Raw genomic sequence first — 19,218 nt, 5'->3', positions numbered from 1 at the left:
CTGGCAGGCCAGGGAGTCACCAACACCGGCCCCACCGTGCTCAGCAACGACCTCGGGACGCACCCGAACCCGGCCATCACGGGCTTCCCGCCCGGCCTGGTGCTCGGTGCCGTGCATCCGGCGGACGCTCAGGCCGCACAGGCCAAGAGCGATCTGGTCGTGGCGTACAACCAGGCGGCCGGCCAGGCCCAGGACTTCGCGCTTCCGGCGGGAATCGGCGGAGGCCAGGAGCTGCTTCCCGGTGTCCACCGGGCCACCTCGGGTGTCGGACTCACCGGCGACCTGGTCCTGAACGCCGGGGGAAACCCCAACGCGGTCTGGGTCTTCCAGATTCCTGAAGCCCTGACGACGGCGACGAGCAGCCGGATCCTCCTCACGAACGGCGCTTCGCCGTGCAACGTGTACTGGCAGATCGGCAGCTCGGCGACCATCGGCACCACCACCACTTTCGTGGGCACGATCATGGCTCTCACCTCGATCTTCGTGAACGCGGGAGCGAACATCGAGGGCCGGGCCCTCGCCCGCAACGGTGAGGTGACGCTCAACAACAACAGGATCTTCCTCAGCGGGTGCTCCACCGGAACCACTACCACGGGCACCACCACCGGGACGACGACCGGCACCACCACCGGCACGACGACCGGCACGACGACCGGGACCACCACAACCGGCACCACCACCGGGACGACCACGGGCACCACCACCGGTACGACCACCAGTGGCGGTCTGCTCACCGGCGGTCTGGTCACCGGCGGCCTGCTGGGCGGACCCGTCGTCGGCGTCGTCAGCGGCGGCACCTCGGGCAACATCGCCGGCAACACCTCCGGAAACAGCGCGGGCAACTCGTCCGGGAACACCGCTGGCAACACGGCGGGCAACACCACCTCCGGGAACACGCAGGGCAACACGTCCGGCAACACCGCGGGCGGCAACGGCGGTCCCGTGGGCGGCCACGACGGCAACAACAAGCCGGGCCACGGCCAGCACGGCGACAAGCCGGGTCACGACAACAAGCCCGGTCACGGTGACCACGGCAAGCCCGGTCACGACAACAAGCCCGGCCACGGCCACAAGCCCGGCCACGGCGACCACGGCGACAGGCCCGGCGAGCACTACGGCTACGGCGACAAGCCGAACGGCCACGACGGCCCCAAGGGCCACGAGGGCTAGACAGAGCACTGCACTGAGCCCTCACCAGGGATGACGGCGCACGGCGGAATTCAGTGAATCCGCCGTGCGCCGTCCGCCGTCCATGACAGGCGGCGCCGGGGCAGCATCGCCTCCTGGACCGCCGGCCCCGCACGCTTCAACTGGTGGTGTGCGGTTCCCCGCCAACCGGGGTGTGCGCGGCTCGATCCCGTGCGAGCGCAGCAGCCACTCAAGAGCTGCCTCGGGCCGGCCCTCCGGGGGGCGGCGCCCGAACGGCGCTGCCGCCCGTCAGCGTGGAACGCGAGGCCCGCGTTCACCGATGAGCGGCCAGGACTGCCCCGAGTCCCTCTTGTAGATCCTTGACGAAATACTCGGGAACCTCCAGCGACGGGAAATGTCCCCCGGTTTCAGGCGACTTCCATCGGACGATCTGTCGGTACCGCTCCTGTGCCCAGGGGCGCGGACACTTCTCGATGTCGCCGGGATACATACTGATTGCTGACGGGACGTCGACCCGAAGTTCGGGATCCAGCGAGTTGTGGCTTTCGTAGTAGATGCGGGCCGACGATGCGCCGCTCCGCGTCAGCCAGTACAGGGTGACGTCGTCAAGAACTCTGTCCATGGAGATCGTCTCGAACGGGCTGTCCTCGGTGTCGGACCACTCGGCGAACTTGTCAAGGATCCAGGCAAGGAGGCCGACCGGTGAGTCGACGAGCGAGTAGCCGATGGTCTGCGGTCGGGTCGCCTGCTGCTTCGCGTACGCCGCACGGTGGTGCCAGAAATCGCGGGTTTCCTCGGTCCACTTGCGCTCGGCCGCCGTCAGCCCGTCCGTCGTCAACCCGGGTGGCGCCTCCGCGAACGTTGTGTGGATGCCGAGTACGTGCGCCGGGAACCTGCCTCCGAGAACCGTGGTGATATTGCCTCCCCAGTCGCCGCCGTGGGCTGCGAACGTGCTGTAGCCGAGCCTTCCCATCAATTCGACCCATGCGGCCGCGATCTTTTCGGTTCCCCATCCGGTAGTGGCCGGCTTGTCGCTGTAACCGAAGCCTGGTAGCGACGGGACCACGACGTGGAACGCCGGTGCGTCTGCATCTTTCGGATCTGCCAGCTCATCCACCACATCGATGAACTCGGCAATGCTGCCTGGCCAGCCGTGCGTCAAGATCAGAGGGGTGGCATCCGCGCGCGTGGATCGGCGGTGCAGGAAGTGGATTCCCAGATCATCGATGACCGTGCGGAATTGTCCGATCTGGTTGAGGCGCTCTTCGAACGACCTCCAGTTGTACCCGGTGCGCCAGTAGTTCACGACATCGACGAGGTCCGTGAGGGGAACGCCCTGTTCCCATCGGCGAGGGTCGGGCGCGGCGCGGTAGACCGTCTCAGCCTCCGGCAGCCGCGCCGCGGCCAGTCGCGCGCGCAGATCGTCGAGGTCGGCGTCGGTTGCGTGGGCTTCAAATGCTTGCACGTCGCTGGTTGGACGGGGCATGAGACCTCCAGGCCATTGTGGAACCGGCTAAGACGGTTCTAGCAGCCCCCCGAACCACGTCGCAACCAGCTAAGGTGGTTCCATGCGTGCTGCGTTCCCCGACTTCCGCCTCGGCAACGTGCTGGCGACCAGCTTCACGGGCACTCTGTCGGAGCGTCATGGCACCGCTGTGGAGCGCATTCCCACGCCGCAGCGACTCCTCGACTGGCTGGCAGTGAACGGTCTCGCCGTGGACTCGTGCACCACTGCCCAGCTCGACCTCGCCCGGGAACTGAGGGAGTCGATTCACGCCGCCGCGACAGCGGCGGCGATCCAGGACGCTCTCCCTGCATCCGCTGTCCACGTCATCAATGACTGCAGCACTCAGGGGCGGGCCGCAGCGATCCTGACGCCCGAGGGCGAGCGGCGATGGCGGCTCAGCCCGGCTTCCCGCGTGGAAGATGCCCTCAGCGTGATCGCCGCCGACGCGATCAGCATCCTCGCAGGCGAACGGGACGGGAAATTGGCCCTGTGCGCATCCCCTACCTGCCAAGCCGCCTTCTTCGACACCAGCCAAAGCCGCACCCGCAAGTGGTGCGACATGAACACGTGCGGGAATCGTCAGAAGAAGGCGCGCTTCCATGCCAACCAGCGCAAGAACCCGAGATCAGCGGAGTGATCGTTACCTCGGTAATGCCATGCGGCCCGACTCCTGCGACGCATCTGTCGCGTTGATGCCCTCGACGGCACCGCCAGGACGACGTACCGATTCCACACCGTGTCGTCGTGCACGAAAGCAGGAGCGACACGCATGTCCACCGCGAGTGTCACCGGTCCCCGGCTTCGTACTCATACAGAGAGTCGTCCAACACCGTCGTGACGACATGACGACGGTTCCGGTCAGCCGGGCATGACGGCAAACGGCCGGCCTGCGGGAGCCGTCAGCTCGTCGACCAGGGAGAAGACATGCACAGCATCCGCCGGATCTTCAGCGTGGGAACGACCGCGTTCGTCCTCGGGGCAGGGCTCTTGGCCGGTTCTTCCGGTGCGGCCCAGGCGGCGGCGTCCGACTGCACGGGGGGCGCCAACGGTTTCACCGACATCCCCGACAGTCTCAGCGGCCGGGGTGTGGCGGGGGCGGGAGCTCTCGTGGTCAGCAATCCCCACGCCGTCGCCACCTGGGCGATGCAGTCCGGCAACGTCGGCGGCAGACAGATGGGGTGGGGCGTCCTGAGCACCGGCGGAGCCGGCGATTGGGGACCCGGTGTCAGAGCCAGCGTCTGGATGTACGTCACCAACGACAACAAGGCGTCGTCGATCCTGTGCGGCCCGTTCGAGGTGAAGTCGGCCGGCGCCAGGATCACGACCCCGGCCTACCCGACCAGTAGCTCGGCGAGCCGGGCTTTCCAGGTCTGCGCGGTCCTGTCCAGCCCCGGAGAAATCGACGGCGCCCGCTGCACCCCCTGGTGGTAGGCCCTCGCCGGGAAGCCGGCGGGTCAGCTCACGTCACGGCAATGCGGCCGACCATCCCGTTCGGGTCCCGCCGGTATCCGTCGGACATACAGCGCAGGTTGGCGAGTTCGGCAGATGCGTCGTGGGCGGTGCCATCGGCTGCGGCGCGTCCAGCTCGACAACGGCCCGGCTGTCGCGCGAGCACCGCAACATCGGTGAGACGACGTCACAATCGGAACCCGCCACCGCGTTCCGCGCGTCCCTATCATGGTCAACGGATGTCACGCAGGAGGGGGAGGCGGTCGTGATGGCGACAGGGACGGCGCTCGCAGAGCGGATCGCCGAGAACAGAAGAGGCGCGGGGGACCCGCGGGCGCTGGTCGGCGAGATGAGGCGATCGGTCCTGCTCGTGCCGGTGTCCGGCGGCGGGCTGTGGTCGGCCCGTTCGGGTGGGGTGCGTTGGATCTGCGCCTTCACCGATGAGTCGGCGCTCGCCCTGTTCGCACGGAGCCAGGGCCCCGGGGACCGGCCCTGGGAGTACGCGGCGCTGCTGGGTGCGCGGATCGTGGACGAGGTCGTGCCGTCCCTCGGCGAACCGGCGGGGCTGGCGGTCGACATCGCGACCGAGGACGGGTCGGTGTTCTTCCCGCCGGTCGCCGGGATCGTGCCGGACGGTGTCGCTCTGGACGTCGGCACGGAGGGGGATGCCCGGTGAGCGGCGGGGGTGGGGAGCTCGCCTTCGACAAGGGCGCTGTCGCCAAGTTCACGAAGGGTGTGGGCTCGACGATCGACCAGCTCGGTGAACTCGGGGGCGCGACCGGCTCGAAGATGGGGAAGGGCTTCTCGGGGCTGTCGATGACGGGGATGGAGGCCGGGCACCATGGGTTCTCGGTCGACTTCGAGGACTTCTGCGAGCGTTGGGAGTGGGGCGTACGGGCGTTGGTGCACGACGCCAGCGCGCTTGCGAACCGTCTCGGCCTGGCCGCGGGCACCCAGTGGGAGCACGACCAGTACGTCGAGGGCGCCTTGAAGGTGGGCGTCAACTCCGTGATGGGCGGCAACCCGCACGCCACCGAGGAGGAGATCACCCAGCAGGGCTGGGGCGACGTGTTCACACCGGACGCCCTGAACCCGGACTGGAGCGCCGAGTCGTGGGACAAGGCCGGTCAGGAGATGGGTCAGACCTGGAAGGACACCGGGCGCACGGTCCTCACCGAGGGGCAGGGTGGCCGGCAGTCCGACCTGCTCAACGATGCGCTCGGCATATCCGACGACCAGTGGAACCGGGCACTGGACGACACCTTCGGCCCGTCGCCGGAGGAACGCGCCCGGCAGGCGCAGCAGCAGGGTGACACGGGGGGCAACTGACCATGGGCATCGGCGACCTGATCAGCGACATCACGCCGGACTCGGTCGAGGACGCGGTCGAGGACGGTGTCGAGTGGGCCGGCAACCGGGTCGAGGACGCCGGGAACTGGACCGCCGACCGGCTGGACGACGTCGGCTGGGAGTCCGGCGCGGACTGGGTGCGCGAGCAGTCCCGTTCGGTCGCCAACCGGATGGGCGCCGAGGTCGACGAGATGGACCTCGGGCAGACCGAGGACAAGACCAAGCTGATCTACGGCAGCGCCGACACGATCCGCTCCACGGCGAAGCAGCTCCAGGCCTTCGCTACGTCCTTCGACAACGCCGGCGAAGGCCTCAAGGGCCTCAAGTCCTCCGAACTCAAGGGCGAGGCGGCCGAGGCGCTGCGGAAGGCGGTGAGCACCCAGCCGCCCAAGTGGTTCAAGGGCGCTGACGCGTGTGAGAAGGCGGCCTCCGCGCTGGAGGCGTTCGCCGGGACGGTCACCTGGGCGCAGGGGCAGGCGCAGACCGCGATCGACAAGTGGAAGGAGGGCGTCAAGGCTTCCGAGAGCGCCGCCGACGCCCACCGCAAGAAGATCGACGACTACAACAGCGCGGTCGACCGCTACAACGCCCAGCCCGCGGACGAACGCAACCCGTCCACCCTGCCGCCATGCCCGGCCCCGACATTCACGGACCCCGGCAAGAAGCTGATGCAGGACGCTCAGGACATCGTCGCCGAGGCCCGCAAACAGCGGAACACGGCCGCGGAGACCGCGCGCACCGCGGTGCGCGCCGCCCGTGACATGGCCCCGGACAAGCCGTCCTACGCCGAGCAGCTGCGCGACGGGCTCCAGGAACTGCAGTTCATGGGCGACCACGTCGGCGGCGGCCTCATCAAGGGCACCGCGGGACTGGTGAATTTCGTCCGCGGGATCAATCCCCTGGACCCGTACAACATCACGCACCCGGCCGAGTACGTCACCAACCTGAACAGCCTGGCCGCCGGCCTGGTGGTTGCCGCCAACGACCCGGTCGGCACCGGCAAGCAGATGATCAGCGACTTCATGAAGGACCCGTACGAGGGCTTCGGACGTCTGCTGCCGGACGCGGCGCTGACCGTGGCCACCGGCGGTGGCGGCGCCGCGGTCAAGGCGCTGAAGGTCGTGGAGAACGCGGCGGACGCGGCGAAGGCACGGAGGCTCGCCGACAACTCCCCCGACGGCACCCACAACACCCCCGACGGCGACCGCAAGGCGGGCGGTGACCCGGTCGACCTCGCCACGGGACGGATGTACCTGCCCCAGACCGACGTGGAGCTGCCGGGCATCCTGCCGCTGATGTTCACCCGCCGCACGGAGTCCGGCTCCGCGGTCGGCCGGTTCCTGGGCTCCGCCTGGACGTCCACGGTCGACGAGCGGCTGGAGATCGACGCGATCGGTGTCCTGCACGTCACCGCCGAGGGCCTCCTGGTCCCGTATCCGCACCCGGTACCCGGCGCCCCCACGCGGCCGGAGTCGGGCGGCGCCCGTACGCTGCTGGCCCGCGACGCGGACGGCCACTACACGGTCACCGCCTCCGACAGCGGCCTGACCTTCCACTTCACCGCGCCGTCCGGGAGCGAACCGGGCGGTGACGGCCGTGCCTGGCTGTCCGGCATCACCGACCGCAACGGCCACTTCGTCACCGTCGACCGCGCCGAGGACGGGCTGCCGACGGCCCTGGTCCACTCGGCGGGCCACCATCTGAAGCTGTCCGCCGCCGACGGGCTGATCACCGCCCTGTCCCTGGCGGGCGCCGGCGAGGGCGGGGCGGACCTCCCTCTGATGAACTACGGCTACGAGGACGGGAACCTCACCGCCGTCACCAAGCCCTCCGGCGCCACGACCGCCTTCGTCTACGACGACCGGCGCCGTGTCATCGCGTGGATCGACTCCAACGGCAGCCGCTACGACTACGTCTACGACGACCGCGACCGCGTCGTCGCCGAGGGCGGCGAGGCCGGACACGTCCAGATATCCCTGGCGTACACCGAACCGGACCCCGAGACGGGCCACCGCACCACCACACTCACCACGGCAGACGGGCACGCGACGCGGCATCTCTTCGGCCCACGCTGCCGTCTGCTGGCCCTCACCGATCCCCTGGGCCACACGACCCGGTTCAGCTACGACGATCGCGGCAACCTCCTGACCCGTACCGATCCGCTGGGCCTCACCACCGTCTTCTCCTACGACGAGGACGGCCGACTCGTGTCGGCCGTCCGTCCCGACGGCAGCGAACTGCGCACCGTGCGCGATACGTTCGGCCTGCCCGTCGAGGTGGTCGGAGCGGACGGCACCCGTGTGCGGCACGAGTACGACGAACGCGGCAACCGCACGGCCGTCACCGACGAGGCCGGCTCCACCACCCGTCACACCTGGGACGACGCCGGTCGCCTCACCTCCGTCACCGATCCCCTCGGCGCCGTGACCCGGGTGGTGTGCGACGCGGCGGGGCTGCCTGTGGAGGTGACCGGCCCGACGGGTGCCGTCACCCGCACGGAGCGCGACGCCCTCGGCCGCCCGGTCCGCACGACCGGTCCGACAGGCGAGGTCACCCTCTTCGCGTGGGACGCCGATGGTCAACTCACCCGCCACACGGGCCCCGACGGCTCCACCGAGGCGTGGACCTACGACGGCGAGGGCAACTGCCTGACCCACACCGACGCGTCCGGTGGCGTCTCCCGCTTCGAGTACACCCACTTCGACCTGCCCGTCGCCCGCACGGGGCCCGACGGCGTGCGCCACGAGTTCGAGCACGACGCGGAGCTCCACCTCACCCGAGTCACCAACCCGCAGGGGCTGACCTGGGACTACGAGTACGACGCTGCCGGGAACGTCGTCCGCGAGAGCGACTTCGACGGACGCACCCTCACCTACCGGGTGGACGCCGCCGGCCGCCTCGCGGCCCGCGTCGACGCGCTCGGCGGCACCATCGCGTTCGAACGCGACCGCCTGGGCCGGGTGAGCAGCAAGGACGTCGACGGCCGGGTGACGATGTACGCCTACGACCGCGCGGGACGCCTGCTGGAGGCAACCGGGCCGGACGGCGAACTCCGGTACCAGTACGACCGCCGCGGCAACGTGAAGACCGAGATGGTCGACGGCCGTCCCCTCGTCTATGCCTACGACGCCCTGGGCCGCCGCACCCGCCGCACGACCCCCACCGGTCATGTCACCTCCTACGCGTACGACGCCGGAGGCAGGCCGGAGCACCTGACCACCGGTGGCCGCCGCGTCGGCTTCACCCATGACGCCGCCGGCCGCGAGGTCGCCCGCGTCCTCGGCGACACAGTCACCATGACCTCCGCCTGGGACGCGGCCGGCCGGCTGGCCGAGCAGCACATCACGGCGGGGGCGCGGCCCGTGAGCGGCAGGTCCTACTCCTACCGCGCCGACGGCCACCTGGTCGCCATGACGGACCGGCACGCGGGCACCCGCACCTTCGACCTGGACCCGGCGGGCCGGGTCACCGCCGTCCATGCCCACGGCTGGACCGAGCGGTACGCGTACGACACCGCAGGCAACCAGTCGTCCGCGTCCTGGCCGTCCCGGCATCCGGGGGGCGAGGCCACCGGGGAGCGTGCCTACACCGGTACCGCGATCACCCGCGCGGGCGGGACCCGTTTCGAGCACGACGCGCTCGGGCGGGTCACCCTGCGGCAGAAGACCCGTCTCTCCCGCAAGCCCGACACCTGGCGCTACGAGTGGGACACGGAGAACCGCCTCACCTCCGTGACCACCCCTGACGGGACGCGCTGGAAGTACCGCTACGACCCGCTGGGACGCCGTACCGCGAAGCAGCGTCTGGCGCCCGACGGCGAGAGCGTGGCCGAGGAGACCCGGTTCACCTGGGACGGTCTCACCCTGTGCGAACAGACCGACCACCGGCCCGGCGGGCCCCACACGGTCGCCCTCACCTGGGACCACCGGGACGTCGTCCCCCTGACCCAGACCGAGCGCATCCTCACCAACGACAGCCGGCAGGAGGAGATCGACCGCCGCTTCTTCGCCATAGCGACTGACCTCGTCGGCACGCCCACCGAACTGATCGACGACTCCGGCGAGATCGCCTGGCGGTCCCGCTCGACTCTGTGGGGAAGCACCGCCTGGGCCCGCGACGGCAGCGCGTACACGCCCCTGCGCTTTCCCGGCCAGTACTACGACCCCGAGACCGGTCTCCACTACAACTGTTTTCGCCACTACGACCCCGAGACCGGCCGCTACGCCTCACCGGACCCTCTCGGTCTCGCTCCCGCGCCGAACCCGGTCGCCTACGTGGGCAACCCGCTCAGCGGGTGCGACCCGCTGGGCCTCATGCCGAAGTACACGAAGGAGGAGAAGGCCCAGAAGCGGGTCGACAAGGTCCTGGACGAGGTCGCCCAGAGGGCGGAGGACGGCGGGTTCAAGAAGCATGCCGACTATCACGGGGACTCGAGCCACGGCTTCACCGACGAACGCGTCCTGGAGATCCTGAAGAACCCCGACGCCGTCTACCAGTCACAGGGCCAGGCAGGCAACTTCATCTACCGCAAGGACAATGACATCGCCGTGGTCTACGGCCCCGGCTCCAAGCAGGGCCAGGCCATCACGGCGTACGGAGAGTCGGGCATCAAGGGTGAGTCGGGTGCCAGGGCGCTCGGTGGCAGCCCGTCGGATCCCGGCAAGCCGGTCACCCACGAGGACATCGTGGAGGGCAGAATTCCCGGCAAGTTCGGCAATCTGGCCCCCGGAGTGCAGATCAAATGAGGCGTGAATGAACACGAACCTGTCGTTCGACAACGGCTGGCGTGCCACGGTGACGGGCGACCCGCTCTCCGTCACCCCCCGCTTCGCGGGCGACAGCGTCCGCCTCGTGGAATACGCGGACGTGAAGGAGCGTGAGCGGTTCACCGCGGACACGTTCGGCAGCGAGCACCAACTGTGGGACACGCCCGACGTCCTCCGGTTCGACCCGGGCAGCCGGAAACTCGTCGGAGCCGAATTCCAGATGCCGTACATCTCCGCTTCGTCCGAGACCTCCGATCGCGTTCCCGCCCTGCCCGAGGTACGCCCGGGCGGGCTCCGGGCGGACGAGATCCGGGACTTCAGGCACGAGATGTGCACGGTGCTGTGCCGCGCTCCGGGTGATGGCGTGCTCATCTGCCTGCGTGACCTCGATGTCCTCGACGAGCCGTTGGACGCCCGTATCGGCATCGCCCCCGACGTGTCGCTTCTCGTCCAGCGCGGAGGGGTCGTCGGCTGGACCCTCAGCGACCCCGCCCGCTATCTGACCACCGCTTACACGGCCCCGGATCCGACCCCGCCGTCGCCGGCCACCCGTCGGCTGCTCAGCGCATGCCTGGACCTCGTCACCGAGCCGGTGGTCGACGATCTGGTGGACGGTGACCCGTCCGCCCTGGCCCGTCTCCACGCCACCGACGCTGCTCTGCGCGCTCAGCCCGAGGACCGGCACCGGGCGGACGCGCTGCTGGAGCTGATCGCGACCTATGTGGACGACTACGGGAGCGCGTGAGGGACGTGGCACGCGCGGCGTCGATGCCTGTGCGCTGTGCTAGATCCTGAGCGACGTGAGGTGGGCCGCACTCTCCGAGTCCTTGGGAGCGTGCTTCATCCACGTCTCCGGTTCCCCTCTGTGAGTCGCGTGCCCTTGGCGAGGCCGCGTCCACAGAGGCCGGGCCGATGCTAGGTCCTTCCGGACACCCGGTAGTTCCGGGTGCCCGGACCCTTCGCATGTCGTCGATGCCCCTGCATCGGGCGCGGACTTCGTTGTCCGTCTCCGGGCACGCCGGATCTGCCACCCGTGGTGGGGCATGAGCATCAGCGCGACCGCACTCGTAGGAGATCCTCAGGAGACGTTCCCGCGCACCCCCTCACCGAGCAGCCCGTCGACGTACGTCACGTACTTCGCGGTGAAGCTGCCCTTCCCTGTGACGGCGCCGGAGATGTTCTCCCCGGGGGCGAGGTCGACGGTGTCGATCTGGTTTTCATCGACGGCGAGTTCGGCGGTGTGCTTCGTGCCGTTGGTGTCGGTGATCGTGAAGTACAGCGGGTTCACGCTGATCTTCTTGTCGCTGTTGTTCATGATCGTGACGCGGACGCTGGTGTACGCGCCGCCGTCGTGCAGGACGCCCGGCGCGAACGTGGTCTTCTCGGCGGTGACCTTCACCGGCGCCGCGGGGGCTTCCTTCTTCTCCGCGGGCTTCGCGGCCGGCCTCTCGGCAGGGGCCGCCTCGGGCGCGCTGCTCGTCCTGTCCGCGCTGCCCTTGCTGTCGATGCTGGAGTCGTTGCCGCCGCCGGCGGCTGCGCCGATGAATCCGACAACGACGATGAGGGCGAAGATCCCGCCGAGAACGATGCCGGTGATCGCGAGGCCGCTCATGCCCTTCTTCGGCGGGGGCGGCGGCATATAGGGCGCAGGGCCGCCCTGGTAGGGCTGCTGCGGGCCTGGGTACTGGTGGCTCATCGCCTGTCCCCTCGTACGGTTCTGATGTGGTGTGGGGGGAACGCGAGGTTATCGGTGGAGGTGGCGGGCTGTACCGGATTCAACCGGATCTGTTACCGCGTGGGGACACGGCGAAGCTCCGCCCCTCGGCGCGCCGCGGCGGGCGGCACACAGTGCGCGATCTTCTCGACCACCTGGCGCGGCTGCCGCACATCACCGGCACCACTGGCCGCAACACCCGCCGCTGACCTGACCTTCGGCGGCGCGACCCGCCGTCTCCCCCACCGCACCGCCACCCGACCCCGGCCGGAGAGCCCGCCGGGCCCGCAGCACGGCACCCCCGGTTCCGCCACGCCCCGGCAGGAACAGGCCGTCACATCTTGTAACAGCCCCGGGTGTTGGCGCCTACTGCGGCGCGGGGCCGCTCCTCCCCCGGCCCCGCGCCCCATGCGATCCGGCCACAAAGCCTCGCGGCACCACAACGACGCCATGAAGCGCTTGTTTTGACGCCATAGTGATGTCACCATGGCGTCATGGATCTCACGCCGTACGTCGACCACCTCCGCCGCGAGCTCACGGTCGCCGTCGAGGCAGGCGGCGACGATGTCAGGACCGCGGCGGAGCGGCTCACCGCACCGCTGGAGGCGGCCGCCCGCCTCACCCTTCTGAACGCGCTGTCCGCCGCCATGGCCGAGGTCACCCGCGAGCTGGCGCCGGGCTCGGTCGACGTACGGCTGCGGGGGCTCGACCCCGAGTTCACGGTGACCGCGCCACCCGCCCACGAGATACCCGGGTACCCGCAAGGGCAGTGCGTGCGCGCGGTGTTGCCCGCCCCGGCGGACGGGGACGACGGAGGGACGGCACGGATCAACCTCCGTCTGCCCGCCCAGTTGAAGAACCGCATCGACGTCGCGGCGGGACAGGAGAACCTCTCCGCCAACGCCTGGCTGGTACGGGCCGTCGTCGGCGCGCTGGAGGACGACAACTCCGGGAGACCCGTCGGCCACGGCCGGCGCCCGGCGCGGCACGACCGCACGAGCCGGCTCCGGTAGAGGTCCGCCTCCACACAGCGAACTCTCCCGGCCCCTCCTCGCCGCCTCGCCTCACCTGCGACAACGCCCACCCGCGCCATGCGGACGGGCAGCCATGCCCGCTTCCGCTCCCGCCTGTTTCGTCCCGCGGCGCACCGCACGGTGCACCGTCACCTCACGCTGCAACCGGAGGACACCATGCGACCCCTGCCGAACTCCCCGGAATCAACGGCCACGCCGGCCGGCGAGCCGGTCCAGTTGCCCCTCGACCGCGCGGCCGGCTGTCCGTTCGACCCGCCCGGCGAACTGGCGCCGCTTCGCGAGCAGGACCCGCTGCGCCCGATGCGCTACCCCGACGGGCACATCGGCTGGCTGGCCACCGGCCACGCCGCGGTCCGCGCGTTAGCCGCCGACCCCCGCTTCAGCTCCCGCTACGAACTCATGCACTACCCCTTCCCCGGCGCGGGCGTCACCGAGCTGCCGCCCGCCCCTCTCGGGGACATGACCGGGATCGACCCGCCCGAGCACACGCGCTACCGGCGGCTGCTCGCCGGCCGGTTCACCGTCCGCCGGATGCGCGAACTGACCGCACGCGTCGAGGAGATCACCACCGACCACCTCGACGCGATGGAACGCCACGGCGGCCCGCTGGACCTGGTGCAGGCCTATGCGCACCCCGTCCCGGCCCTGATGATCTGTGAGCTGCTCGGCGTGCCGGACGCTGACCGAGCGCCCTTCCAGGCCCTGGCCGCCGCGGTGAGCGGCCTGGACGTCACCGAGGAGGAGCAGTTCACCGCGTGCACCGCGTTGCAGGACACGATGCGCGAGCTGGTGGCGGCCAAGCGGGTCCGGCCCACCGACGATCTGCTCAGCGATCTGACGGACAGCGACCTCAGTGACGCCGAACTCGCCGGCGTCGGGAGCTTCCTGCTCGCCGCCGGACTGGACACCACCGCGAACATGATCGGACTCGGCACCTTCGCGCTGCTGACCCACCCCACGCAGGCCGACGCACTGCGCGCCGACCCCGACCTGGCCGACACCGCGGTCGAGGAACTGCTGCGCTATCTGAGCATCGCCCACACCGGGGTGCGGGTGGCGCTGGAGGACGTCGAGTTGGAGGGCCGGCTGATCAGGGCCGGTGACTCGGTCACCGTCTCGGTGCAGGCCGCCAACCGTGACCCGGCGAAGTTCGCCGACCCCGACACCCTGGACCTGCGCCGCAAAGCCACCGGCCATCTCGCCTTCGGGCACGGCATCCACCAGTGCCTGGGCCAGCAACTGGCCCGCGTGGAACTGCGGGTGGCCCTGCCGGCCCTGTTCACCCGCTTTCCGGATCTGCGGCTCGCCGCCGGTGCGCAGGACGTGCCGCTGCGCACCGGTATGAACATCCACGGGGTGCACCGGCTGCCCGTCACCTGGGGCGGGCAGTGAGCGGGATGCGGATCGGCATCGACCGTGAACGCTGCCAGGGCGCCGGAATGTGCGCACTGACTGCGCCGCAGGTCTTCGACCAGGACCCCGGGGACGGCCGGGCCGTGCTGCTGACCGCCCGCGTACCGGCCGGGCAGCTGCCCGCCGCACGCCTGGCGGCGGGTCTGTGCCCCGCCGCCGCCCTCAGCCTCCTCGACGACAGCGACGCCGGCGAGACGGATCGGGCAGACGCGGCACAACGGGCGCACGAGCAGGCCGGTGCGCCGACGGGGGACGGCAGCGCACCGGCCTGACGAACACCGTACGGCATACCGGACGATGTGCGCAATAGCGCACGCTGTTCGGGCTGAAGGGGTATCCCCACGTCTGCGCCCGGCGGCCCATCGGCTGCCGGGCACAGGCACGGATGACGGGCTTCAGCCCGCGTCAGTCGACGAGTTCGCGTTCCCGGCGCGGGAAGGCCAAGCGCCGGACCTGCGGGGTACGGCGCAGGTTCCCGCCCTCGACGTCCACGTTCGGCAGCAGCCAGTCCAGCCAGCGGGGCAGCCACCAGGCGGCCCTGCCGAGCAGGGCGAACAGAGCGGGCACGATCGCCATCCGGACGATGAAGGCATCGAAGAGGACGGCGATCGCCAGACCGAATCCGATCATCTTGATCAGGTCGTTCTCCTCCATGATGAAACCGGAGAAGACGCTCGCCATGATGATCGCGGCGGCCGCCACCACCCGCCCGCCGTAACGGAATCCGGTCACGACCGCCTCATCGGGGCGCGCCCCGTGGACGTACGCCTCGCGCATCCGGGTCACCAGGAAGACCTCGTAGTCCATCGCCAGGCCGAACACCACACCGATCATGAAGATCGGCATCGTGCTCATCACCGGGCCGGGCTGGTCGACACCGAAGACGCCGGCGAGCCAGCCCCACTGGAAGACGGCGACGACCGCGCCCAGTGCCGCGCTCACCGACAGGAGGAAGCCGAGCGCCGCCTTCAGCGGGACGAGGACGGAACGAAAGACCACCATCAGCAGCAGGAACGCCAGGCCGACCACCAGGGCGAGGTAGGGCAGCAGCGCATCGTCCAGGGTCTGGGAGAAGTCGATGAACATCGCGGTCTGGCCGGTCACCAGGATCTCGGCGCCGGTTTCCGACTCCAGGCCGCCGGCGGCGTCGCGGATCGAGCGGACCAGGGCCTCGGTGCGGCCGTCGCCCGGCCCGGTGTCGGGAATGAGGTTGAGGATGGCGGTGTCGCCCGCCTCGTTGACCGTGGCCGGGGAGATCGAGGCAACTCCCTCCTCACCGGCCAGCTTCCGGCTCACGTCCTCGGCGGCGGGGGCGGCGTCCTTCGCTGTGACGGTGAGCGTGAGCGGGCCGTTGAAGCCGGCACCGAAGGAGTCCGAGAGGATGTCGTAGGCCTTGCGCTGGGTGGTGTCGGGCGCCATCGTGCCCTCGCCGGGCAGCCCGAGCTCCAGGCTCGCGGCCGGCACCGCGGCGGCGCCGAGTCCCACCACCCCGACGAGCAGCACCGCCACCGGGTGGCGCAGCACGTAACCCGCCCAGCGGGCACCGAGGTTCGGCCTGGCCTTCGCGGCCTGCTTGGCGGCCTTGCGCTGCTTGCGGGCCGAGAGCGGCTTGCCGTAGTGCTGTCGGCGGTCGCGGCGGCGCAGCACCTTGACGGGGGCGAAGCCGAGCAGGGCGGGGACGAGGGTGACGGCGATGAGGACGGCGACGGCGACCGTGCCGGCCGCGGCCAGGCCCATCTTGGTGAGCATCGGGATGTTCACGACGGTCAGGCCGGCGAGCGCGACGATGACGGTGAGACCGGCGAAGACGACGGCCGAGCCGGCGGTACCGGTGGCGCGGCCCGCGGCCTCCTGACGCTCGTGCCCCTCGGCGATCTCGGCGCGGTATCGGGAGACGATGAACAGCGCGTAGTCGATGCCGACCGCGAGTCCCAGCATCAGCGCCAGGGTTGAGGTCGTGCTGGACAGGCCCAGGGTGGTGCCGAGGGCAGTGATGCCGGAGATGCCGACACCGACGCCGATGAGGGCGGTGAGCAGCGGCATGCCGGCGGCGATGACGGAGCCGAAGGTGATCAGCAGGACGAGGGCGGAGACGGCGATGCCGATCTTCTCCCCGGTGCCGCTCATCGTGGCGTCCACGGCGACCGCGTCACCGCCTGCCTCGACACTCAGACCGGCGGTGCGGGCCGTGCCGGTCGCGCGGGTGAGGGCGTCGTGTGCGGCGTCGGTCAGTTCCGGGGCGGCGACCTTGTAGGTGACGACGGTGTAGGCGGTGGTGCCGTCCTTGCTGACGGCGTTCGCCGTGAACGGGTCGCTGACCCGGGCCACTTGCGGGCTCTTGGACAGGTCGGCGACGAGTGCGGTGACGCGGGCCTTGTGCTCGGGGGCGGAGATCTTCCCGCCGTCCGGTGCGCGGACGACGACCCGGGCGGAGGCGCCGTCGGCGGAAGCGGCCGGGAAGGAGTCCTCCAGCAGGTCGAAGGCCTTCTGGGACTCGGTTCCCGGCATCGAGAAGGTGTCGGCGGGAGGCGGTGGGGCGGTGGAGGCCGCGAAGCCCGCCCCGCCGAAGACCAGCACCCACAGCAGCGCGGTCAGGCCGCGCCGCCGGAAGGCGAAACGGCCCAGTTTGTACAGGAAGGTAGCCACGGCGAAAGGACTCCCATGGGATCGGCGGGGACGCACGGAGACGGAACGCGGCGCGGCACACGACCGACCCCACGGACACACGTCACGCGGAAACGAACACGGGCGAAGACGAGGACGCGAGCGGGACGGAAACGCGGGCAGGGCATGCGCGTGAACAAACCGCTTGAGCGGTTTCACTCAGGGTAGGACGGGAGTGCAGAGCGCTTCAAGCGCCGAGGGCCCGCCTCCAGGCGGCCTCCAGCGGGCCTCGAGCGCGCCTGTGGGATCCGGTCCGGGAGGGCGTCGACCTGCCTCCGGCCCGGCTCCGCAGGGAGGCGGAACCGGGCCGGAAGACAGGCTCGGTGACGGTACGTCACGTCGGTGCCGTGATACCCGCGAGCGACTGCGGCGGTCAGCGGCCGGCCGTGCTGTCCGCTGCCTCCTTCTGCGCGGCCCCATCCCCCGTAGCGGCCGGCTGCGCGGCGGCCCCGGTGTCCGCGGCGGACGCCTTGCCTCCCCTGATGAGGAACAGGGCGAGTACGGCGGCGCCGACGACGCCGGCCGCGCCGGACAGGAAACTCGCGGACATGGCATCGGAGAAGGCGTCGCGGGTCTGGCCGAGCAGCGTGGTGTTGCCGTCGCGGGCCGCGATGGCGAGCGCGTCGACGATCGAGTCCTTGGCGGGCCCGGGCGCGGAGCCCGGCATCGCGGCGGTGTAGGTGCCCGACAGGACGGCGCCCAGCACCGCCACGCCGAGCGCGGCACCGGCCTGCTGGATGGTGTCGTTGAGGGCGGATCCGACGCCCGCGTGCTCCTCCGGCACCGCGCCCATCAGGGCCGCGATGACGGCGGGCATCGCCAGGCCGCTGCCCGCGCCCATCAGCACCATGGCAGTGATCAGCGGACCCCAGCCGTCGCCGACCGCGAGGGTCGACAGGACGCCGAACCCGGCCGCGATCAGGAGCAGTCCGGCCACCGCGACGGGACGGTTGCCGGTCTTGGGGATCAGCCCGGCGCCGACGCCGTTGAAGGCCAGGGTCGCCACTGCCAGCGGGGTGAACGCCAGGCCGGTCTCGGTGGGCGTGTATTCGAGGACGTACTGCAGGTACTGGGTGAGTACCAGCATCAGCCCGCCGTTGGCGAAGGTCAGCAGGACGAGGGAGAAGCTGGCACCGGTGAAGATCCGGTTGCGGAACAGGCTCAGCGGCACCATCGGCGAGTCGACGCGGCTCTCCCAGATCGCGAACGCCCCCAGGCCGAGGACGGCCAGCGCGAGCGAGGCCTGCGTGCTGGTGTGGCCGAGGCCGTCCTTGGGCAGTTCGTTGATCGTCCAGACCAGGGCGGCCATGCCGACCATGGAGAGCACCATGCCGACCGGGTCGGCCTTGCGCCAGGGCCCCTTGGACTCCTCCATCAGGATCAGGGCCGCGATGATGGCGAGCACCGCGATCGGGATGTTGATCAGGAAGACGGCGCCCCACCAGAAGTGGGCGATCAGCACACCGCCGAGGACCGGGCCGCCGACCAGGCCGACCATGGCCACCGCGCTCCAGGCGGCGATCGCCTTGGGCCGCTCCTCGTCGTCGAAGACGGTGATGAGGATCGACAGAGTGCTCGGCATCACCAGCGCACCGCCCACACCCATCAACACCCGGGCGAGGATGAGCTGTTCGGGACTGTCGGCCCAGGTGGCCAGAACCGATGCGGCACCGAAGGCCGCGAGACCGATGATCATGATCTTCCGGCGGCCGTACCGGTCGGACAGGCTGCCCGCGGACAGCAGCAGACCGGCGAAGACCAGCATGTAGGACTCGATGATCCACTGAATGTCCTGGGCACTCGCCGACAGGTCCTCCGCCAGGGGCGGAACCGCCACCGTGAGCACCATGTTGTCGATGACCAGCACCAGCGTGCTGAGGCAGAGCACGATCAGGATGAGCCAGCGTCGCGGATGACGTTCCATGAGGAAACCTCTCGAACAGTGTGGCCGTGCGGCCGAAGAGCCGCGCGCAGTAGGGAACTTGGGACATATAAAACCAGCGTCGCGGTTTTTTAGCTAGCCGCCAGTCCTCTTCCGGCCATCCGTGATGACATTCCGAACACTGTGCGAACTACCGCACGGTGGAAGGCCGGTGCGGTGCCCGGAGTTCCGAGAGGGGCGTGCCGGCCGGGACGGCACGCAGCCGTGGCCCGGCCCCGGGCGGCGGGCCG

General features: G+C 70.3%; 14 protein-coding genes. 10 read left to right on the top strand and 4 right to left on the bottom strand.

What is annotated here, in order from left to right:
• Positions 1-1,170: ice-binding family protein (locus tag ACFWU3_RS35365; protein ID WP_384445572.1), on the top strand; the 1,170-nt coding region annotated here is incomplete at its 5' end.
• A 292-nt stretch (positions 1,171-1,462) separates the two neighbouring features.
• Here ACFWU3_RS35365 and ACFWU3_RS35360 read toward each other — a convergent pair.
• Entirely contained in the window at positions 1,463-2,635 is a 1,173-nt protein-coding gene (locus tag ACFWU3_RS35360; protein WP_384445571.1) for an epoxide hydrolase family protein, read from the bottom strand.
• An 82-nt stretch (positions 2,636-2,717) separates the two neighbouring features.
• Here ACFWU3_RS35360 and ACFWU3_RS35355 point away from each other — a divergent pair, with 82 nt between their 5' ends.
• From ACFWU3_RS35355 to ACFWU3_RS35330, 6 genes are all read left to right on the top strand, one after another.
• On the top strand, positions 2,718-3,293 hold the full coding sequence (locus ACFWU3_RS35355; protein ID WP_384445569.1) for a CGNR zinc finger domain-containing protein: 576 nt from the start codon (positions 2,718-2,720) through the stop codon (positions 3,291-3,293).
• Positions 3,294-3,580: 287 nt separating this feature from the next.
• Positions 3,581-4,087, top strand: coding sequence for a hypothetical protein (locus tag ACFWU3_RS35350; protein ID WP_384445568.1), 507 nt, complete (start codon positions 3,581-3,583; stop codon positions 4,085-4,087).
• Positions 4,088-4,373: 286 nt separating this feature from the next.
• Positions 4,374-4,781: a hypothetical protein gene (locus ACFWU3_RS35345; protein WP_384445566.1), complete on the top strand. Its 408-nt coding sequence runs from the start codon at positions 4,374-4,376 to the stop codon at positions 4,779-4,781.
• Positions 4,778-5,434, top strand: a complete 657-nt coding sequence (locus ACFWU3_RS35340) for a hypothetical protein (RefSeq protein WP_384445564.1) — start codon at positions 4,778-4,780, stop codon at positions 5,432-5,434. Before ACFWU3_RS35345 ends, ACFWU3_RS35340 begins: the two co-directional genes overlap by 4 nt.
• A gap of 2 nt (positions 5,435-5,436) precedes the next feature.
• The gene (locus ACFWU3_RS35335) at positions 5,437-10,200 is read left to right on the top strand and encodes a putative T7SS-secreted protein (RefSeq protein WP_384445562.1); all 4,764 of its coding nucleotides are present in this window, start codon (positions 5,437-5,439) and stop codon (positions 10,198-10,200) included.
• Positions 10,201-10,207: 7 nt separating this feature from the next.
• Positions 10,208-10,966: a hypothetical protein gene (locus ACFWU3_RS35330; protein WP_384445560.1), complete on the top strand. Its 759-nt coding sequence runs from the start codon at positions 10,208-10,210 to the stop codon at positions 10,964-10,966.
• Positions 10,967-11,299: 333 nt separating this feature from the next.
• On the opposite strand, the gene ACFWU3_RS35325 is transcribed toward ACFWU3_RS35330, so the two are convergent.
• Entirely contained in the window at positions 11,300-11,917 is a 618-nt protein-coding gene (locus ACFWU3_RS35325) for a DUF4352 domain-containing protein (protein ID WP_384445558.1), read from the bottom strand.
• A gap of 512 nt (positions 11,918-12,429) precedes the next feature.
• Between ACFWU3_RS35325 and ACFWU3_RS35320 the strand changes: the two genes are divergently transcribed.
• The 3 genes from ACFWU3_RS35320 to ACFWU3_RS35310 all read left to right on the top strand — a co-directional run bounded on the left by ACFWU3_RS35320 (position 12,430) and on the right by ACFWU3_RS35310 (position 14,654).
• Entirely contained in the window at positions 12,430-12,948 is a 519-nt protein-coding gene (locus ACFWU3_RS35320; RefSeq protein WP_384445556.1) for a hypothetical protein, read from the top strand.
• 177 nt (positions 12,949-13,125) lie between these two features.
• Complete coding sequence (locus ACFWU3_RS35315; protein ID WP_384445554.1) at positions 13,126-14,361, top strand: cytochrome P450; 1,236 nt, start codon at positions 13,126-13,128, stop codon at positions 14,359-14,361.
• A 5-nt stretch (positions 14,362-14,366) separates the two neighbouring features.
• The gene (locus tag ACFWU3_RS35310) at positions 14,367-14,654 is read left to right on the top strand and encodes a ferredoxin (RefSeq protein WP_384445552.1); all 288 of its coding nucleotides are present in this window, start codon (positions 14,367-14,369) and stop codon (positions 14,652-14,654) included.
• A gap of 133 nt (positions 14,655-14,787) precedes the next feature.
• On the opposite strand, the gene ACFWU3_RS35305 is transcribed toward ACFWU3_RS35310, so the two are convergent.
• Both ACFWU3_RS35305 and ACFWU3_RS35300 read right to left on the bottom strand, forming a co-directional pair.
• On the bottom strand, positions 14,788-17,028 hold the full coding sequence (locus ACFWU3_RS35305; protein ID WP_384445550.1) for an MMPL family transporter: 2,241 nt from the start codon (positions 17,026-17,028) through the stop codon (positions 14,788-14,790).
• A gap of 391 nt (positions 17,029-17,419) precedes the next feature.
• Complete coding sequence (locus ACFWU3_RS35300) at positions 17,420-18,970, bottom strand: MFS transporter (RefSeq protein ID WP_384445548.1); 1,551 nt, start codon at positions 18,968-18,970, stop codon at positions 17,420-17,422.
• Positions 18,971-19,218 lie beyond the last annotated feature (248 nt).

Origin of the sequence: Streptomyces sp. NPDC058685 (assembly GCF_042714725.1) — a bacterium.
GTDB lineage: Bacteria > Actinomycetota > Actinomycetes > Streptomycetales > Streptomycetaceae > Streptomyces.
Note: the sequence above shows the minus strand (reverse complement) of the source record. Positions and strands in the feature narration are given on the sequence as shown.

What these genes read in the sequence shown, in the direction of transcription:
- ACFWU3_RS35360 (WP_384445571.1), bottom strand. Translation starts at nt 2,635, where the DNA reads ATGCCCCGTCCAACCAGCGACGTGCAAGCATTTGAAGCCCACGCAACC.
- ACFWU3_RS35355 (WP_384445569.1), top strand. Translation starts at nt 2,718, where the DNA reads ATGCGTGCTGCGTTCCCCGACTTCCGCCTCGGCAACGTGCTGGCGACC.
- ACFWU3_RS35350 (WP_384445568.1), top strand. Translation starts at nt 3,581, where the DNA reads ATGCACAGCATCCGCCGGATCTTCAGCGTGGGAACGACCGCGTTCGTC.
- ACFWU3_RS35345 (WP_384445566.1), top strand. Translation starts at nt 4,374, where the DNA reads ATGGCGACAGGGACGGCGCTCGCAGAGCGGATCGCCGAGAACAGAAGA.
- ACFWU3_RS35335 (WP_384445562.1), top strand. Translation starts at nt 5,437, where the DNA reads ATGGGCATCGGCGACCTGATCAGCGACATCACGCCGGACTCGGTCGAG.
- ACFWU3_RS35330 (WP_384445560.1), top strand. Translation starts at nt 10,208, where the DNA reads ATGAACACGAACCTGTCGTTCGACAACGGCTGGCGTGCCACGGTGACG.
- ACFWU3_RS35325 (WP_384445558.1), bottom strand. Translation starts at nt 11,917, where the DNA reads ATGAGCCACCAGTACCCAGGCCCGCAGCAGCCCTACCAGGGCGGCCCT.
- ACFWU3_RS35320 (WP_384445556.1), top strand. Translation starts at nt 12,430, where the DNA reads ATGGATCTCACGCCGTACGTCGACCACCTCCGCCGCGAGCTCACGGTC.
- ACFWU3_RS35315 (WP_384445554.1), top strand. Translation starts at nt 13,126, where the DNA reads ATGCGACCCCTGCCGAACTCCCCGGAATCAACGGCCACGCCGGCCGGC.
- ACFWU3_RS35310 (WP_384445552.1), top strand. Translation starts at nt 14,367, where the DNA reads ATGCGGATCGGCATCGACCGTGAACGCTGCCAGGGCGCCGGAATGTGC.
- ACFWU3_RS35300 (WP_384445548.1), bottom strand. Translation starts at nt 18,970, where the DNA reads ATGGAACGTCATCCGCGACGCTGGCTCATCCTGATCGTGCTCTGCCTC.